Below are 16,471 nucleotides of genomic sequence, written 5' to 3' on the forward strand. Positions count from 1 at the left end.
GATGTGGCGCTTGCGGCCCTTGACCCGTTTCCCGCCGTCGTAGCCCTGGCTGTCGGCCGGGGCGTTCGGTGAGGCCTTCACGGACTGGGAGTCGATGACCGCGGCGCTCGGCAGGATCCGCCGGCCAGCTCGGTCAGGCCGTGCACCGCAGCGTCCATCCTGTCGGGGCTGTCCATCCCGGCGACCCAGGTCACCATCTGTCCTTCCAGCTCCGGGTAGTGCCCGACGTGGTGGACCCGGCCCGGCTCGTACAGCTGCGTCACCGGCCCCGCGCGCAGCCGCTTGCCGACCTTGGCGTTGACCTCGACGATCAGCGGCATCAGCTGGCCGTGTGTCTCCCCTTCGCGGGCGAGTTGGTCCCATGCCTGGCTGAGGATCTGCCGGGCCATGTTGCCGCCGTAGTTCGCCTCGACCACGATCGCGTCCGCGCGCAGCCGCAGAGCGAGCCGGCAGGCGGTGAGGCCCCAGTCGTTGGCGCCGAGAATGTCGGACTCGTCGGCGACGACGTACAGGTGGTCCTGGTAGTCGAGGCCGAGGCCGACGACGCCGGTCTCGTCGTTGAGGGAGCTGTCGCCGCCGGACGGGTCGACGCCCGGCTGCGTGGCGTCCTGCGCGGCTACACCACCGAGCGGACCACCGCCGACGAGGTCCGGGCGAGTGGTATGGGCCCCTACCTCACCGAGCAGTACCGCACCGTGTCCGCACGGCTGGAGTACCCGCGTACCGCGAACGTCGGCATCATCCGGCTCCTCGCCTCGGGCGCCCTCGACCTCGCCCCCGAACGGGTCCGGTCCTTCGGCATCAGTGCCGTCAACGACGCCGTCACGTACGCCACCTCACACGGTGGCCCGTTCGACCGCGCAGTCCTCACCCCACCGGCTCGCTGACAAGGGCCGACTGATCTCCACAACCCGGCGCCACGGCCCACCGCCCGTCAGGAGAGCCGAGCCGACGCGTTCAGGTGGCTACTGGGCCAGCACCACGGTGAAGGCGAAGAGGACGACGGCGAGGACGACGGTGCACAGCACCGCGGTTCTCACGGGCGTCAGCCGGTCCCGGAACTTCTTCTCCGGCAGGACGCGCAGGCTCGGACTGGTGCTGTGCTTCCACCAGTCGACGACCCGCCGGAAGTCGGCGTCGAAGTCCTCCGACGGGTGGAGGTCGCTGGCCATCACGGTGGACATCCAGTGGCGCCGACCGTCGGTGGTGTGGATCCGGGCCACGCGTGTGGGCGCGCCGCGGCCTTGGATCTCCGACACGTCGATCCAGGAGATCTGTTGCCAGGAGTAGGTGCGGCCACGGCCGAACCCCCAGCAGATGGTGACTCCGTCGGTGCCGACCCTGCTCCAGTACCGCATGGAGAGGAGGCGGCTCGCGGCGGCCAGCACCACGGTCCCGCCGACGAGGAGGACCATGGGGCCGAGGCCGAGGTGGAACTTCAGGTGGCCGGCGACGAGTTCGACCGTGACGACGATGAGCACCGGCCCGAGATCGGACCAGTCCGGGCGGAATCTGTCTTTCCCCCGGAAGATCAGTTCTTTCACACCGCGCACACTACGCCTCCCTCGGCCCGGCCTCGCAGGGGGATGGGTGAACGGCCGTGCGGCTCCCGTCAGAGCAGGTCGAATACCGACAAGTCGGCTGGTACCGCACCTGGTTGTGCCGGCTCGCACTGAAACTCGCGCTGAACGAGGACGCTGCTCGGCCTCCCGCCCTCTCCGAGAATCCGCCCCAGGCCCGATCCGCCCGCCGCCGCGGGCGGGCGCGGGTGCGGCTGTAGGACTGCACGACTGCACCCGCGCCCAACGACGGTTCCGCGCGGGCTCCGCGCGCGAGCGTCATCCGCGCGGAGCAGGTGCCCACTGGAGGAGGAATCGCAGCCCCTCGTGGGCCGGGGAGCCGGGAGGGGCGGTGTAGGCGATGAGTTGCTGGTCGGGCCGGGTGTCGACGGTGAACTGCTGGACGTCGAGGGTCAGGGGGCCAGCCAGCGGGTGGACGTAGGTCTTGGTGAGCTGCCGGGGGCCGCGCACCCGGCGGTCGGCCCACCAGGCCCGGAAGTTCGCGTCTCGGGAAGTCAACTCCGCGATCAGGGAGGCGAGTTCACGGTCCTCCGGATGGCGCCCGGCTTCCATGCGCAGCGTGGCGACGCAGTCGCGCGCGGCGCGGGGCCAGTCCGCGTACAGCGCGCGGTAGGCGTCGTCGAGGAAGGTGAGGCGGATCAGGTTGCGCTCCCCGGGGGCGAGTGCGCCGAAGTCGGTGAGCAGGGCAGTGGCCGCGTGGTTCCAGGCCAGGACGTCCAGGCGCCGGTTGAGGACCATGGCGGGGACGTCGTGCATGGTCGCCAGGAGCTGCCGCAGTTGCGGGTCCACGGGTGGGCGGCCGGACGGTGGGGCAGCGGGTGCCGGGGCCGCGTCGGCCAGCGCGAACAGGTAGGCGCGTTCGTCCGGCGCCAGGCGCAGCGCGTCGGCGAGCGCGTCGAGGACCGACCGGGAGACCGTTCGGGTGCGTCCCTGCTCCAGGCGGACGACGTAGTCGACGCTCACGTGGGCGAGCTGCGCCAGTTCCTCGCGGCGCAGGCCCGGCACCCGCCGCAGCCGTCCGTCGTCGGGGAATCCGGCCCCGTGGGGGTCGAGGGCGGCGCGGCGGGCACGCAGGAAGTCCCCCAGCTCGTTGTCGCGGGAGGGCCGGTCGCGGACGGTCATGGTTCCAGTGTCCGGCACGGGAGCGGCCTCGTGCCTGGTACCGGCGTGCATAGGCAGCTTCCTCCCTGGCACCCCCGCACGCTCCGGCGCCACGGTGGGGAACGGCCACCGAAGAGAGCCGCCGGAGTCGCCCCGCGCCGACCCGCCCGTCGCACGACGACCAGAGCAGCACCGTGATCACCGATGTGACCTTCCCCAGCGCCGGCCTGAACCTCGCCGGCCACCTGTACACCCCCGACGACGGCGGCACGGGCGGCCCCCGCCCGGCGATCGTCGTCGGCCACCCCGGCGGCGGGGTGAAGGAGCAGGCCGCCGGCCTGTACGCCCGGCGCCTGGCCGAGCGCGGCTTCGTCACCCTCGCCTTCGACTCCGCGTTCCAAGGCGCGAGCGAGGGCGAGCCGCGCGGCCTGGAGGACCCGGCGCACCGGATCGAGGACCTCAAGGCCGCCGTCTCGTTCCTCACCACCCGCGCCGAGGCCGACCCGGGCCGGACCGGGGCGCTGGGCATCTGTGCCTCCGGCGGCTACGCCCTGGCCGCCGGCTCGACCGACCACCGGATCAGGGCCGTCGCCACCGTCAGCGCCACCGACATGGCCCGTCAGTTCCGCGACGGCGCCGACGGCACCCAGGACCCGGCCGTCTTCCGGGCCATGCTCGAAGGCGCCGCCGCGGCCCGCACCGCCGAGGCCCGGGGCGAGGGCGTCCGGACCTTCCCGATCTCCCCCGCGACCGAGGAGGAGGCCCGCCGCGGCGGCCCGCACGTCCACGACGGCTGGGAGTACTACTGCACGCCCCGCGCCGAACACCCCCGGGCGGCCAAGGCCCTGACCTGGTCCAGCATCGACCGCATCGCGGCCTTCGACGCCTTCGCCTCCCTGCCCCTGCTCGCCCCGCGCCCGCTGCTCATGGTCGCCGGGCGCGAGGCGGTGACCGCCTGGATGAGCGTGCGGGCCTTCCAGCGCTCGACCGGGCCGAAGGAACTGCACTGGATCGACGGCGCCGCGCACGTCGACCTCTATGACAAGGACGAGTACGTCACCCCCGCCGTCGCGAGGCTGACCGACTTCTTCGGCACCCACCTCGCCGCGACCACTGACACCCGCTCAGGACCGGATACGGCACCCGAGGCCTTGCACGGCCGGGGCGGAGCCGACGCCGTGGGCGATCGGTCATGAAGGCTCGGGTTCTCGGGTGCTCGGGTGCTCGGGTGCTCGGGTGCCGGGTGCTCGGGTGCCGGGTTCTCGGGTGCCGGGCGCCGGGCGGTCAGTGGTGGCTGACGATGACGGAGATGCCCCAGCCGATCGCCGCGAGCACCACCGCGAAGATCAGTCCCGCCAGGGTGGAGCCGACCGGCCCGGCGGCGGGCCGGAGCGCGGCCGGCTCGCCGGCCGCGCCGGACGGGTTGAGCAGGCGCAGGCCGAGGGCGAACAGCGCGGGCAGTCCGGCGCCGGTGAGCAGGCCCACCACGACGATCTTCCACACCGCGTCCAGGTTGATCCAGGAGTTCACGGGCTCACCTCGTCCTTGGCCTTGGCGGGCTCCGGGGCCGCCGAACCGGTCCACGCGGCGTTGACGTTCTCCGGCGTCACGGCCGGATGGCGGGAGGCGGCGAAGAAGGCGACCGACGCCGCCACCAGCGCGCCGACGATCACCACCACACCGGCCGTCCCGCCGATCCCGTTCGCGGCCCAGTAGGCCAGCGCGCCGGCCAGGGCGGAAGCCGGCAGGGTGAGCAGCCAGGCCGTCACCATCCGGCGGGCGAGCTGCCAGCGCACCACGGCGCCGCTCCTACCGATCCCCGAGCCCAGGATCGACCCGGTGGCCACGTGCGTGGTGGAGAGCGAGTAGCCGAAGTCGGTGGAGCAGAGGATCACGGCGGCCGAGGCCGACTCGGCGGCCATCCCCTGCGGCGGTTCGATCTCCACCAGCCCCTTGCCCAGGGCCCGGATCACCCGCCAGCCGCCGATGTAGGTGCCCAGGGCGATCGCCAGCGCGCAGGAGAGGATCACCCAGGCCGGTGCCTTCGCCCCGGCGGGCAGGGTGCCGTTGGCGATCAGGGCGAGGGTGATGGCGCCCATGGTCTTCTGCGCGTCGTTGGTCCCGTGGGCGAGCGAGACCATGGAGGCCGAGCCGATCTGGCCGAGCCGGAAGCCGCGCCCGCGCGGGCCTTCGGGCACGTCGCGGGTGAGGCGGTAGACCAGGAGGGTGCCCACCACGGCCACCCCACCGGCGATGAACGGCGACAGCGCCGCGGGCACGATCACCTTGGAGACCAGCCCCTGCCACTTGACGGCCGAGGCCCCGGCGGCTGCCACCGTCGCCCCGACCACCCCGCCGATCAGCGCGTGCGAGGAACTGGAGGGGATCCCGAGGAACCAGGTGGCCAGGTTCCACAGGATGCTGCCGACCAGACCGGCGCAGATGACCGTCAAGGTCACCTCTCCCGTGGCGACCAGGCCGTTGGCGATGGTCGCCGCCACGGCGGTCGACAGGAACGCGCCCACCAGGTTCAGCACCGCCGACACCGCGACCGCGACGCGCGGCGGCAGGGCGCCGGTGACGATCGAGGTCGCCATCGCGTTGCCGGTGTCGTGGAAGCCGTTGGTGAAGTCGAAGCCCAGCGCCGTGGCGACCATCAGCGCCAGGACCGCGTCGTTGCCGGTCACGGACCCGAACCTAGCCCGCGCACCGGCCGAGGCGGCGGCCGACCCGCCCTGCCCCAGGGCCCGGCACCCGTTCGTCCGGTTGCGGGGCCCTCGGTGCCGATGCTCTCCTGCAAGAGCCGGCCGGCGTGACGATCGGAACCGATGTGCCGTCCCCCGTCGCCGTCCCGCCCCAGGAGGCTGCTGGTCGGCTGGACCGAGACCCGTCCCTGCGAGCCCTGAGGCCCTGGTGCCCCGGGTGAAAGCGTTGGCACCCATGGCTGAGCACCCCACCGTCCGCACCGTGACGTACGACCTGCTGCGCACGCTCGGACTCACCACGGTCTTCGGGAATCCGGGCTCCACCGAGGAACCGTTCCTCCAGGACTTCCCCGCGGACTTCAGCTATGTCCTGGCGCTCCAGGAGGCGTCCGCCCTCGCGATGGCCGACGCCTTCGCCCAGGTCACCGGCCGCCCCGCGCTGGTCAACCTGCACTCCTCGGCCGGCACCGGCAACGCGCTGGGCAACCTGGTGGCGGCCCACCACGGGAACACGCCCCTGATCGTCACCGCCGGCCAGCAGCACCGGGAGCTGGTGATCGGCGAGCCGTACCTCGGCAACCGCGAGGCCACCCAGCTGCCGAAACCCTGGGTGAAGTGGTCCTACGAGCCGGCCTGCGCCGAGGACGTCCCCGAGGCCTTCATGCGTGCCTACGCGCAGGCGCTCCAGCCGCCCGCCGGCCCGGTCTACCTGTCGATCCCGATGGACGACTGGAAGCGGCCGCTGTCCGGCTTCACCCGGGTGCGGACGGTGAGCGAGCGGGTGGCCCCCGACCCCGGGCGGCTGCGCGCCTTCGCCGAGCGCATCACCGCCAGCCGCCGGCCCGCACTCGTCTTCGGGCCCGAGGTCGACCGCAGTGGCGGCTGGGACGCGGCCGTCGCCCTGGCGGAGAGACTGCGCGCCGCCGTCTACGGCGCCCCGCTGGGGGACCGCGTCTCCTTCCCCGAGGACCACCCGCTCTTCGCCGGCCCGCTGGGCATGTCGGTGAAGACCATCAGCGACCGGCTGGCCGGGCACGACCTGGTGGTGGTGATCGGCGCGGAGGTGTTCCGCTACTACCCGTACGTGCCCGGCGACTACCTCCCCCCGGGCACCGGGCTGCTCCAGATCACCGGCGACCCGGAGGCGGCCGCGGCCGCGAGGGTCGGCGACAGTCTGCTCGGCGATCCCCGGCGGGCGATCGAGCTGCTGCTGGACCTGGTCGAGGAGGGTTCGACGCGGACCGCTCCGGAGCCGATGCCGCGGCCCCGCGTGCTGCCGTCCGCCCCGGACCGGCCGCTCACCCCGCCCGAGGTGTACGCCGCCCTGAGCAGGGTCCGCCCGCCGGACGCGGTCTTCGTCAACGAGTCGACCTCGACCATGGCACAGCAGCTCGAATGGCTGCCCACCACCCGAGCGGGCTCGTTCTTCGCCACGGCCAGCGGGGGCATCGGCTGGGCCGTCCCGGCCGCGGTCGGCGTCGCGCTGGGCGACCGGGACCGGGGAGTGCTGCGCCCGGTGGTCGGCCTGATCGGCGACGGCTCCTTCCAGTACTCCGTGCAGGCCCTCTACACGGCGGCCCGGCACCGCCTCCCGATCGTCTACGTGGTGATGCGCAACCACGAGTACTCGATCCTCAAGTCGTTCGCCCTGCTGGAGGACACCCCCGGGGTGCCCGGGCTCGACCTGCCCGGGCTGGACATCGCCTCGGTGGCCCGCGGCTTCGGCTGCCGCGCCGTCGACGTGGAGACCACCGAGGACCTGGAGCGGGAGTTCACCGCGGCCCTGACCGCCGGCACCCCCACCGTCATCGTCGTTCCCACCCGGCCCCAGCGGGCCGCGCTGTAGCCCGCGCGGCGGGGCCGGGCCGGGCCGGGCGGCGGGAACTCGACAACGCCGTCGCCGGCGGGAGCTACCTCGGCGAGCACCTCGGCGACCAGCGGGGGAAGGTGTCCGACAGCCGGGCACCTTCCCCTTTCGGCACCACGGACCTCTTCGGCCCTCACCGTCGACCACCCCCTGACCACCCCCGAACGATCGCCGCTGCGGGCGGCTGGTGCGCTCGCGGACCGGGGCCGGTGTGCTGTGGGCCAAGTCCGGCACCACCCCTGCGCCTGACGTCTCGTCAGGCGCCCGAACGGGGCGCGGCTGCGACCCCGGCCCGCGCGGAAGCCTCCGCCTGCCGCCCGCACCCGGGCGGCAGGTCGATCCCGTGACAGGAGGCCGTCGAGGTGCCTGCAATACCCGTCGGTGGGCTGGTCCCCCGCGCCGCCGAGGACGCCCTCGAGGACGCCGCCGACGTCGTCGTCCGCAACGCGAAGATCCACACCGGCGACGCCCGCCGCCCCACCAACCCCGGAACCCGCCCGTCCTCCGCCGCCCTTGCCCCCTCGGGTCCGCCCGGGTCACTCCACGGGCAGCCCCGTCAGCATCTCCGGGCACGCCGTCGATCGCCCCCTGGAGGAGCCCGCCCACCCGCGAGGTGTGTGCGAACCAGAAGCCGACGCTGCGTCTCGGGCACGTCCGCGTGGCACATCGTTCGACTTCTTCGGTTCGTCCGTGTTTTGGCTCCGGGCAGCAGGGCACGCGCCGTTCAGGGAGGTCTGGAGCTACAAGCGGAGGACCCAAATGTCAACAGGGACCCTCATCGCAGTCATCGCCATCGTCGTCGTCCTTCTGGTCGTGTGCGCGCTGGTGGCGACGTTCGTCATCCGCCGCCGCCATCTGCAGGAGCGGTTCGGCCCGGAGTACGACCGGACCGCGGAGGCGAAGGACGGCCGTTTCGCCGCCGACCGGGAGCTGCGCAAACGCGAGTCGCGCCACGACTCGCTGAACATCAAACCGCTGTCACCGGGTGCCCGTGACCGGTACGCCAAGGACTGGGCACGGGTGCAGGAACAGTTCGTCGACCGGCCCGACGACACGGTGCACGAGGCGGACCGGCTCGTCACCACGCTCATGAGCGAGCGCGGATACCCGACCGAGGGGTACGAGCAGCAGCTCAAGGACCTCTCCGTCGAACACGGGAGCGTGCTGACGCACTTCCGGTCCGCTCACGAGGTCAACGACCGCAGCAGCCGCCACCAGGCGACCACGGAAGAACTGCGGGGCGCCATGGTGCACTACCGCACCCTGTTCGAGGAACTGCTCCACAACGGTGACCGTCCGCAGGGCAGCCGTGCGTGAGCCCCGGACCGGCGAGTTGAGCTGACGGGACGCACCCGGCGACGGCCGCCGACCGGAACTGCCGAGAGGGAAGTGAAGAGATGCACAGCCGAGCAACATCCGAACCGCGCGAGGGCGGCCTGTCCACGGAGGATCTGGCCGGCGCCCGACAGGACACCGACGAACAGAGCGATACCTCCGGGGCGGATTCGCCACCGGCGTTCCCCGGGGAAGCCACCACCGAACAGCGGAGCGGTGAGCAGGAGTTCACGCTCGAAGGCCGCGACCGCGAGCAGGACTACGGGCAGGAACGCGGACAGGAAGAGGAGCAGGAAAGGGGCTACACCCAGGCATCCGAGCCATCCGAGCGCACCGAGGACCCGGAAGCCGCCGAGAACGAACCCCTGCTGGGCGGGCAGCAGGAGGAGTTCCGCTCCCGGTGGCAGAAGATCCAGGGCGAATTCGTCGACGACCCGCGCCATGCCGTGTCCGCGGCCGATAATCTGGTCGCCGAGACGATGCAGGCACTCGCCACCACCTTCTCCGCGCACAAGCAGGACCTCGAAGGCCAGTGGCACCGCGGCGACGAGGTGCCGACCGAAGAACTGCGCGTCGCGCTCCAGCGCTACCGCTCGTTCTTCAACCGCCTGCTCAACACCTGAAGCAACGGGGCCGAAGCCACGCCCCCGACCTGCGGTGATCGAGTTCCATTCGGTCCTCGCCCAAGAAAACCGAACAGGTTCTTCGGGCCTCCTGCGAACTTCAGGAGGCCTGCTGGTGGACCGGACCGGGCTCGCCCCGGGCCCGTTCCCGTCCGAGGACGGCTTCGAGCCCTTGCTCGCGCTCTCCGCGGCACGCCGCGGCACCCTGTTCTCCGCCCGTGCCGATGGTGGCCCGCACCAGGGCGAGGGTGTCCGGGTCGCGGTGCGGCTCAAGGACGCCACCGGACTCGCGGTCGCCGCCGAACTCAACGGCCGCCCATGCAAAACGCTCGGCTGGGAAACCCCAGCCGAGCGCCTGCATAAACTCATCGCGGCCTGATCAAACCGACCACGTGTTGCAACGACCCCTAGAAACCGCCGACCGGTCAGGGGGCATCGGCGCTCGTGCGCAGGTGGGTGGGTGGGCGGGCGGTGTGTCAGGTGGCGATGGTGGCGACGGGTTCGAGGCCGTAGGTTCGGGCGTAGCCGTTCTCGGTGCCGACGAGGAGGTCGACGACCTCGAAGTAGCGGTCCCAGAAGGGGGTTTCGCGCAGTGCGTCGACGAGGAGCTGGTAGGCGTGGTGGTCGTCGGCCTCCCACACCCAGACGTCGGTGACACGAGCGGAGTAGAACTCCGTGTCGTAGAAGCGTGACCGGACGCCGGTGGTCTTGGCCTTGATGGCCGGCAGGACCTGGGTGGTGAAGGCGTCCACGCGTTCCTTGACGGTCAGCGCGAGCCACTCGGGCGTGGTCTTGACCAGCATGAACGCCGTGACCGGCGGTTCGGACATTTCAGCGGACATCGGGGTGCCTCCAAAGCGGCAGGTGGGTAGTGGTCTTGGTTCGCCGGGCTCCGTGCTGCCCCGGCGCCGGGTGCTGGACTTCAGGAGAGGACCGCGGGCTTGAGGGTCCGGGCGCACCACTGCTCGAAGCCGGTGGAGGAGGCGGTGTCCGGGGTACGGGCAACGCCGGCGTCGAGGCCCTCGTCCTTGGCCCGCTTCATGTCGACCACGCCCTGGGCGAACGCCTCGTTGAGGCCGTAGCCGACGAGGGTGGTGTACAGCTCGTCGAACGACTGGCGTTCGTAGCGGACGGGGCGGCCGAACTGCTCGGTCATGATGCGGGCCAGGTCGTTCGGGGACAGGTCCCGCGGCCCCAGGACCGGGACGCTGCCGGTGCCGGTCCACGAGCGGTCCAGCAACAGGCCGGCTGCGGCCGCCGCGATGTCGGCGACGGCCACGAACGGGGCCTTGCGGTCGGCGTCGACGGAGTCGGTGAAGACGCCCTTCTCGCGGATCGAGTCGGCTTCCTCCAGGAGGTTCTCGAAGAAGGACGGGTTGGCCAGGGCCCGGTAGGCGACGCCGGTGCCGGCGATCAGGTCGTCCATGGCGAGGGAGGCGGTGACGAGGCCGGCCCGGTCGGCGAGCGGGGTGCCGCGGCCGAGCGCGGAGACGCCGACGACGTGGCCGACGCCGTGGGCGACGAGCGCCTCGGTGGCGGGGTGGGTGAAACCGCTGTAGGCGTCGTACGGGGTCAGGGAGGCGTCCGGGGGGACGAGCCAGAAGACCGCGTCCGCGCCCTCGAAGGCCCGGTCGAGGACCTCGGCGTCCGCGTGCGAGCCGGTGACGACCTCGACGCGTCCGCGCGCCGCGTCCGGAAGCCGGGCGGGATCGCGCACGATCACGCGCAGTTCCTCGCCCGCGGCGGGGGCGGACTCCAGGAGCCGGGAGAGCAGGTGGCGGCCGATGTTCCCGGTGGGACCAGTGATGACGATCATGAAAACCTCGTAGCTGGTGCTGGTTTCGGTACGCCCTCATCCTGCTGAGGTCCGCCGTGCTGCCACAATGGGAACTTCAGCACGGAATCATTGACTGAAATGGAATGATGCTGGTGAGCAGCCCGGATCCGATCATCGACGCCAATCTCGCCATCGCTCTGGATGCCTTGCTGGCCGAGCACAGCGTGACCCGCGCCGCCGCACGACTGCACACCTCGCCCGCCGCCATGAGCCGCACCCTGGCCCGGCTGCGCCGCATCCTCCAGGACCCCCTCCTGGTCCGGGCCGGACAGACCATGGTTCCCACCCCGCGCGCCCAGGCCCTGCGCGAGGAAGCCGCCACAGTGGTGCGCAGCCTCGGCGCGCTGCTCAGTCCCGGCACGAGCGTCGACCCCGCCGGCCTCCGCAACACCTTCACCCTCCAGGCCGCCGACCTGGTCGGCGCGGCGCTGGCGCCCGGGCTGCTGCGACTGGCCCAGCGGGAGGCGCCGGGGGTCTCGTTCCGGATCCGGGCCGAAGACCTGGAGGCCGGGCCCGCCCTGCGCGACGGCCGGATCGACCTGGAGGTCGGATCCATCGACCACGTGGACCCCGAAACCCAGGTCGAAGAACTGGTCAGCCTCCGCATGGTCGCGGCCGTCCGGCCCGGCCATCCGCTCACCGAAGGACCGCTGACCCCGGCCCGGCTCGCTGCCGCCCACCACGCCGCGGTCAGCCGCCGCGGCCGGTTCACCGGCCCCCTCGACGCCGCCCTGGCCGAGCAGGACCTCCACCGGCGGGTCAGCGTCGTCCTCCCCAGCCACCTGGCCGCGATGACCCTCGCCACCCGCAGCGACCTCGTCTGCCTCGTACCCGCCGCACTCCCCGGCGCCGCTCCCTCGCCCCTCACCCACGACGCCGGCGCCCTCGGACTGCACCTCCTCGACATCCCCCTGGCCCTGCCGCCCCTGACCATCGGCATGGCCTGGCACCCCCGGCACACGGCCGACGGGGCCCACCGCTGGCTCCGCGACACCGTCCGCCGGGTCCTCCGCACGCCGGCGGCAGCTTCTGAGCCCACCGCGGCGGACGGGATCGGCCCCGCATAGGACGACGCCGCCCCGGCCCGCGATGCTCCAAGGGGCGGACCCGAGCTGAGAGGCCATCAGCACATCCCCACCACATAGCACGCTTTCGGCGGTTCGTCCCAGCTCAGGGGCTTGATCGACCATCCGGGGTCAGCAAAACGTCAGCAGGACGCCCGGGGAGCGAGATCGATCATGGCAACCACCAGCCTCATCCGCGGCATGGGTTCCTTCTTCAAGGAGTGCGAGCACCCCGGGTCCCGGTGGCCCCGGTGCCCGCGCGAGTACAAGATCCGGTACCGCAACGCGGCCGGAAGGCAGGCGGAGGAGTCCGGGTTCACCACGCAGGACAAGGCCAAGGCCCGGCTCGCCGAGGTCTACCAGGCCCGGAAGAACGCTCCGCAAAGCCGGCGCAAGGCGGAACGGATCCAGAAGTACAGCCCGATGCAGGTCGGGGACTACGTCGAGGAGTGGAAGGCCCACCAGCGCGACCTCAGCCCCGCGTCGCTCCGGCACCTCGAATCTCTGCTTGAGCACCATCTCCACCCCGCCTTCCACAGCCGTCGGATGGACACGTTCGACCACAGGGTCGTCGAGGCCTTCACACTCCTCGCCAGTCTCACGGACCTCCTGCACCCGCAAGACTGACGCACCATCACGATCCCAGGCGGCCGAACACCAAGATCACCGACAGAGCCAAGCTCAGAATGCCGCAGCTGATTACCCAAAGAGTCTCACCCGGACCTTCCTGCCGGGATACGCTGAGGAAAGGTCGGGAGATCCCGAACTTCCTGCACGACAGCGCGAGGGGGAAGAGCATGGCGTCACCTGCCGCAATGTCCGAGATGGTGGTCATCAAGAGCGATGGGACTCAGACCAGTCCCATGCGCCAGCCGCAAGCCCAGTCCTACCTGGAAAACGTCCTCAATGAGGCAGGCATGGGGAACAGGCTCGCAAACCTGAAGCAGTCCCTGAACCAGGCATTTGACGGCCAGGGAAAGCCCACCGGATCGCACAAGTTCAACAATCAGCCGGTCCTGCACGCCAGTTCGGGTAACGGGCAGCAGAGTGTCACCCTTTTCTTCTATGCGAACGGCAGCAAGCTGATGCTGTTCGCCATGGGGGAGCACGTGTCGAGCACGCAGTACAGGATCAGTATTTACGGGCAGCAAGGCACGGATTTCGCGAAGGGCAAAGTCATCTCCGTCTGATCCTGCGACCTGTGGCCGAGCCCCGCGGTCGGCTCGGCCACAGGCAGCCAGGTCGGTACACCTTCCCCACGTGGCGGCCCGCTCGTCGCAGCGGGCGGACCTCAACGGTCGCACGCAGGGAAGGTTGCCAACGGAGGGCCAGCCGCTGACCTCGTGGGGCTGCGCCTACGGCTCGGCTCCCAGGTAGAACCTCCAGACAATCAAGTCCGCTGCTCCGTTCGGAGAGGTCTTCTGAGAAACCCATCCCTTCTTGAGTGGCACGGTCGCTACTTCCCAGGCGTCAAGGCCGATGTTGAACAGCTCATTTCCGCCGAACCAGGCGTTGATGAACTGCTTCTTGTTGGATTCGTTCCCGACCGTGGTGATCATGTCGGCGTCAACGGAGACCGAGTATGACGTTTGTGACCACCTGACTGGTGACGCCGTTCACCTTGAGCTTCCCGCCGTCCAGCACGGTGACGTTGCCGGTGACGACGAGGTCTCCAACGATTTCTACCTTGCCCGTGTGGAAGGTGGCGCCGTCGGGGGTGATGGTGGCGCCGCGGGGTTTGGTGGTGATCTGGAAGGAGCGGATGGCGATTCGGGTGCTGCGTGAGATCAGAATTCTCAGGCGCATGTAGCGGGTGGTTCGGGCTGTGGTGCCGCGATACTCCGATTGATATGCCACGACGGGTGCGTAATGGGTCCAGTTGGTGCCGTCTGTTGACGATTCCAGGTTGCAGTCGGGCAGGGTGAAGCTGCCGTCGGGTTTGCCGAGATAGATGTCGATCTTGGTGATGTCGCGTTGGCTGCCGAGGTCGATCTGGATCCAGTCGTTGAACTCGGGGGTGCGTGCGCTCCAGTAGTACGTGTCCAGGTTCCCGTCGGTCATATCGGACGGGAGGCGTCGGGTGCCGTCCGGGTCGGTGGTGAAGCCCAGGTTGGTGGTCGCGGCGCAGTTCGTCGTCCGACAGCCAGCAGTCCTCGTGGACGAACATGACCGAGAAGTAGGTACTCTCCGCCGGTAACAGCGGGTGGCTGAAAGGACCGCCGCCGTTGTGGGTTGCGGCCCTTGCCGTGACTGGTCAGCGACCACGGCCCCTGCCGGAGATCGCCGTGACCACCGTGGCGTTCCTCGTGCACCGCGGCGGGGCGGCCATGGGACCCGACCGCGTACAGCTCACCCGTGCACTGGTGCCCACCGGCGGACAGGAGCAGGCTTGAGAGGCGGCTCGCGCAGGCCCCGCCACCGGGCACGTGGAGAGGGCCCCACGCGTCTCCGAGCCCGCCGACTCCTTGGAGGTCCCCCGTGACCGATCCTCCTGTCCCCCACCCGGCCGGCCCGATCGTGGTCGGCACGGACGGCTCGACCCCAGCCCGGCACGCTGTGACCTTCGCCCTGCGCGAGGCCCAGCTGCGCGGTACAGGCCTGCGGGCCGTCTGCGCGTACGAGTACACCCCGACCCAGCACTCCGGCTTCGAACGGACGGTCGACTCCGGTCCGATCCCCCAGCAGCGCGATCTCGTCACGCAGGCCGTGGCGGACTCGGTCGAGGAACTGCAGCAACAGCTCGGTGGGCCATCCGTGGAGGTGGAGATCGTCTGCGAACGCGGCCGCCCTGCGCAGGTCCTCCTCGAGGCGAGCAAGGACGCCAGCCTGCTCGTGGTCGGCTCCCGAGGGTCGGGTGCCTGGGGCCGACTCACCCTCGGGTCGACGAGCACCGAGGTCGTCCACCACGCCGGCCTTCCCGTGGTCGTCGTGCCGGCGGAGCACGGCACCGCACGTTCGTGACCGTCGACTTCAGCCGCCCTCTGAGCCGGGTCAGGTGAGGACGACAGGCTGGCGGTAGTCGCCGAGCAGGCGCACCGTCGCTCCGCGGTCGGCGGCGATCTGGACGAGGTTGTCCAGGTTGAGGGGTCCTGACCAACGGCATCCTCCACACCCGGCCCGCCGGCTCCAGGCCCGCTGGCTTCAGAGGTGGACGGGCAGGTGGCGGGGTCCGCGGAGCATGGCGTTCTGCCGGTAGGGGGGCGGGTCCTGGACCAGGCGTGCCGGGCCGAGGCGGGGGATCAGCGCACCGAGCGCGGCCTCGGCTTCGATGCGGGCGAGTGGTGCGCCGTAGCACAGGTGAATACCGCTGCCGAAGCCGAGGTGTTGGTTGTCCGGGCGGGTGGGGTCGAACCGGTCCGGCGCGTGGAACCGCTTGGGGTCGCGGTTGCCCGAGGCCAGCGCGAGCACGACGGTGGCGCCTTGGGGGACGGTGGTGCCGCCGACGTCGATGTCGGCGAGGGGGATGCGCTCGCGCATGTGGACCGGGGGTTCGTAGCGCAGCAGTTCCTCCACCGCTCGCGGAAGCAGGTCCGGTTCGCGACGCAGCCGGTCCAGCTGCTCGGGCTGACGCAGCAGGGTGAGCACCCCGTTGGCGATCAGGTTCACCGTGGTCTCGTGTCCGGCGATGAGCAGCAGCACGGCGGTTTCCGCGAGTTCTTCCTGGGTGAGCCGCAGGGCCGGGTCCGGTTCGTTGACGAAGGCGGAGAGCATGTCGTCGCTCGGATTGCCACGGCGCTTCTCGGCGAGGCCCGCCAGGTACCGGCCCATCTCGCCCCGCGCCTGTTCGCCCGCCTGGTCGCCCGTCTCGTCCCGCTCGGAGGAGTCCTCTTCGGGCCGGACGTCGGCGGACGCGACGATCGCGTCGGACCACGCCCTGAAGAGCGGCTCGTCCTCGCGCGGCACGCCGAGCAGGCGGCAGATCACCGTGACAGGCAGCGGATAGGCGAGGTCGTCGACGATGTCGATCCGGCCGCCCGCCTGGAACGGCTCCATCAGTTCCCCGGTGAGCCGGACGATCTCGCCGCGCATGGCATCGACCCGGCACGGGCTGTGCGGGGGGCCGAACGGCCGCATGGCCAAGGTGCGCAGTCTGTGGTGCTCCGGGTCGTCGAGCCGCAGGAACGGCGGCTTGTGCGTCGTCTCGCCACAGGTGCGGGGATCGACGCTCATCCGTGGATCGTGGAGCAGGGCGGCGACCTCGTGGTAGGTGCCGATCAGGTAGCTGCCGTCGGCCTGCCGCACGACGGGACCGGCCTCGCGGAGTTCCGCGTACAGCGGGTAGGGGTTGGGGCGGTTCGCGTAGTCGGTGATCCGTGCCAGCAAGGTGTCGGAGTCCATGGTGGCTCCTCGTCGTTGGGC

Annotated in this window: 19 protein-coding genes and 2 pseudogenes; 10 read left to right on the plus strand and 11 right to left on the minus strand. The window is 71.1% G+C overall.

The window, feature by feature from the left end; translation table 11 throughout:
* Both AB0P03_RS30040 and AB0P03_RS30045 read right to left on the minus strand, forming a co-directional pair.
* A pseudogene (locus tag AB0P03_RS30040) lies at window positions 1–111 on the minus strand (transposase); the annotation flags it as partial.
* Entirely contained in the window at window positions 78–416 is a 339-nt protein-coding gene (locus AB0P03_RS30045; RefSeq protein ID WP_363631868.1) for a hypothetical protein, read from the minus strand. The gene AB0P03_RS30045 and the pseudogene AB0P03_RS30040, both read right to left, overlap by 34 nt.
* A gap of 297 nt (window positions 417–713) precedes the next feature.
* Here AB0P03_RS30045 and AB0P03_RS30050 point away from each other — a divergent pair.
* Window positions 714–887, plus strand: a pseudogene (locus AB0P03_RS30050) (alcohol dehydrogenase); the annotation flags it as partial.
* A gap of 78 nt (window positions 888–965) precedes the next feature.
* Here the strand turns inward: AB0P03_RS30050 and AB0P03_RS30055 are convergent.
* Window positions 966–1,544, minus strand: coding sequence for a hypothetical protein (locus tag AB0P03_RS30055; RefSeq protein WP_363586223.1), 579 nt, complete (start codon window positions 1,542–1,544; stop codon window positions 966–968).
* 294 nt (window positions 1,545–1,838) lie between these two features.
* Window positions 1,839–2,702, minus strand: a complete 864-nt coding sequence (locus AB0P03_RS30060) for a helix-turn-helix transcriptional regulator (RefSeq protein WP_363586222.1) — start codon at window positions 2,700–2,702, stop codon at window positions 1,839–1,841.
* A 173-nt stretch (window positions 2,703–2,875) separates the two neighbouring features.
* Between AB0P03_RS30060 and AB0P03_RS30065 the strand changes: the two genes are divergently transcribed.
* Window positions 2,876–3,877, plus strand: coding sequence for an alpha/beta hydrolase (locus tag AB0P03_RS30065; RefSeq protein WP_363631816.1), 1,002 nt, complete (start codon window positions 2,876–2,878; stop codon window positions 3,875–3,877).
* A gap of 88 nt (window positions 3,878–3,965) precedes the next feature.
* On the opposite strand, the gene AB0P03_RS30070 is transcribed toward AB0P03_RS30065, so the two are convergent.
* Window positions 3,966–4,211, minus strand: a complete 246-nt coding sequence (locus tag AB0P03_RS30070) for a hypothetical protein (RefSeq protein ID WP_363631817.1) — start codon at window positions 4,209–4,211, stop codon at window positions 3,966–3,968.
* Window positions 4,208–5,338, minus strand: coding sequence for an inorganic phosphate transporter (locus AB0P03_RS30075; RefSeq protein WP_363631863.1), 1,131 nt, complete (start codon window positions 5,336–5,338; stop codon window positions 4,208–4,210). The genes AB0P03_RS30070 and AB0P03_RS30075 overlap by 4 nt, the downstream gene beginning before the upstream one ends.
* Window positions 5,339–5,621: 283 nt before the next feature.
* On the opposite strand from AB0P03_RS30075, the gene mdlC reads away from it, so the two are divergent.
* The 4 genes from mdlC (at window position 5,622) to AB0P03_RS30095 (ending at window position 9,590) form a co-directional block, all read left to right on the plus strand.
* A complete protein-coding gene (mdlC, locus tag AB0P03_RS30080) occupies window positions 5,622–7,232 on the plus strand; it encodes a benzoylformate decarboxylase (RefSeq protein ID WP_363631819.1) in 1,611 nt (536 codons plus the stop codon).
* A 780-nt stretch (window positions 7,233–8,012) separates the two neighbouring features.
* A complete protein-coding gene (locus AB0P03_RS30085; RefSeq protein WP_363586218.1) occupies window positions 8,013–8,570 on the plus strand; it encodes a hypothetical protein in 558 nt (185 codons plus the stop codon).
* 80 nt (window positions 8,571–8,650) lie between these two features.
* Window positions 8,651–9,211: a hypothetical protein gene (locus tag AB0P03_RS30090; RefSeq protein WP_363586217.1), complete on the plus strand. Its 561-nt coding sequence runs from the start codon at window positions 8,651–8,653 to the stop codon at window positions 9,209–9,211.
* A 115-nt stretch (window positions 9,212–9,326) separates the two neighbouring features.
* A complete protein-coding gene (locus AB0P03_RS30095) occupies window positions 9,327–9,590 on the plus strand; it encodes a hypothetical protein (protein ID WP_363631870.1) in 264 nt (87 codons plus the stop codon).
* A gap of 97 nt (window positions 9,591–9,687) precedes the next feature.
* Here the strand turns inward: AB0P03_RS30095 and AB0P03_RS30100 are convergent, their stop codons facing one another.
* A complete protein-coding gene (locus AB0P03_RS30100; RefSeq protein ID WP_363631821.1) occupies window positions 9,688–10,053 on the minus strand; it encodes a darcynin family protein in 366 nt (121 codons plus the stop codon).
* A gap of 80 nt (window positions 10,054–10,133) precedes the next feature.
* Complete coding sequence (locus tag AB0P03_RS30105) at window positions 10,134–11,027, minus strand: NAD(P)H-binding protein (protein WP_363631822.1); 894 nt, start codon at window positions 11,025–11,027, stop codon at window positions 10,134–10,136.
* Window positions 11,028–11,131: 104 nt separating this feature from the next.
* Between AB0P03_RS30105 and AB0P03_RS30110 the strand changes: the two genes are divergently transcribed.
* The 3 genes from AB0P03_RS30110 to AB0P03_RS30120 all read left to right on the plus strand — a co-directional run bounded on the left by AB0P03_RS30110 (window position 11,132) and on the right by AB0P03_RS30120 (window position 13,302).
* Complete coding sequence (locus AB0P03_RS30110) at window positions 11,132–12,115, plus strand: LysR family transcriptional regulator (protein WP_363631824.1); 984 nt, start codon at window positions 11,132–11,134, stop codon at window positions 12,113–12,115.
* Between the two features lie 171 nt (window positions 12,116–12,286).
* Window positions 12,287–12,739 (plus strand): hypothetical protein, encoded by a 453-nt coding sequence (locus AB0P03_RS30115; protein ID WP_363586213.1) that lies wholly within the window; start codon window positions 12,287–12,289, stop codon window positions 12,737–12,739.
* 188 nt (window positions 12,740–12,927) lie between these two features.
* Entirely contained in the window at window positions 12,928–13,302 is a 375-nt protein-coding gene (locus AB0P03_RS30120) for a hypothetical protein (RefSeq protein WP_363631825.1), read from the plus strand.
* A 165-nt stretch (window positions 13,303–13,467) separates the two neighbouring features.
* On the opposite strand, the gene AB0P03_RS30125 is transcribed toward AB0P03_RS30120, so the two are convergent.
* Both AB0P03_RS30125 and AB0P03_RS30130 read right to left on the minus strand, forming a co-directional pair.
* Window positions 13,468–13,671 (minus strand): hypothetical protein, encoded by a 204-nt coding sequence (locus AB0P03_RS30125; RefSeq protein WP_363631827.1) that lies wholly within the window; start codon window positions 13,669–13,671, stop codon window positions 13,468–13,470.
* A gap of 7 nt (window positions 13,672–13,678) precedes the next feature.
* On the minus strand, window positions 13,679–14,173 hold the full coding sequence (locus AB0P03_RS30130) for a discoidin domain-containing protein (protein WP_363631829.1): 495 nt from the start codon (window positions 14,171–14,173) through the stop codon (window positions 13,679–13,681).
* A gap of 417 nt (window positions 14,174–14,590) precedes the next feature.
* Here AB0P03_RS30130 and AB0P03_RS30135 point away from each other — a divergent pair, with 417 nt between their 5' ends.
* The gene (locus AB0P03_RS30135; RefSeq protein ID WP_363631831.1) at window positions 14,591–15,073 is read left to right on the plus strand and encodes a universal stress protein; all 483 of its coding nucleotides are present in this window, start codon (window positions 14,591–14,593) and stop codon (window positions 15,071–15,073) included.
* A 180-nt stretch (window positions 15,074–15,253) separates the two neighbouring features.
* Here AB0P03_RS30135 and AB0P03_RS30140 read toward each other — a convergent pair whose 3' ends face one another.
* A complete protein-coding gene (locus AB0P03_RS30140) occupies window positions 15,254–16,450 on the minus strand; it encodes a cytochrome P450 (protein ID WP_363631832.1) in 1,197 nt (398 codons plus the stop codon).
* Window positions 16,451–16,471: the final 21 nt, after the last annotated feature.

Origin of the sequence: Kitasatospora sp. NPDC088779 (genome assembly GCF_040685395.1) — a bacterium.
Taxonomy (GTDB): Bacteria; Actinomycetota; Actinomycetes; order Streptomycetales; family Streptomycetaceae; genus Kitasatospora.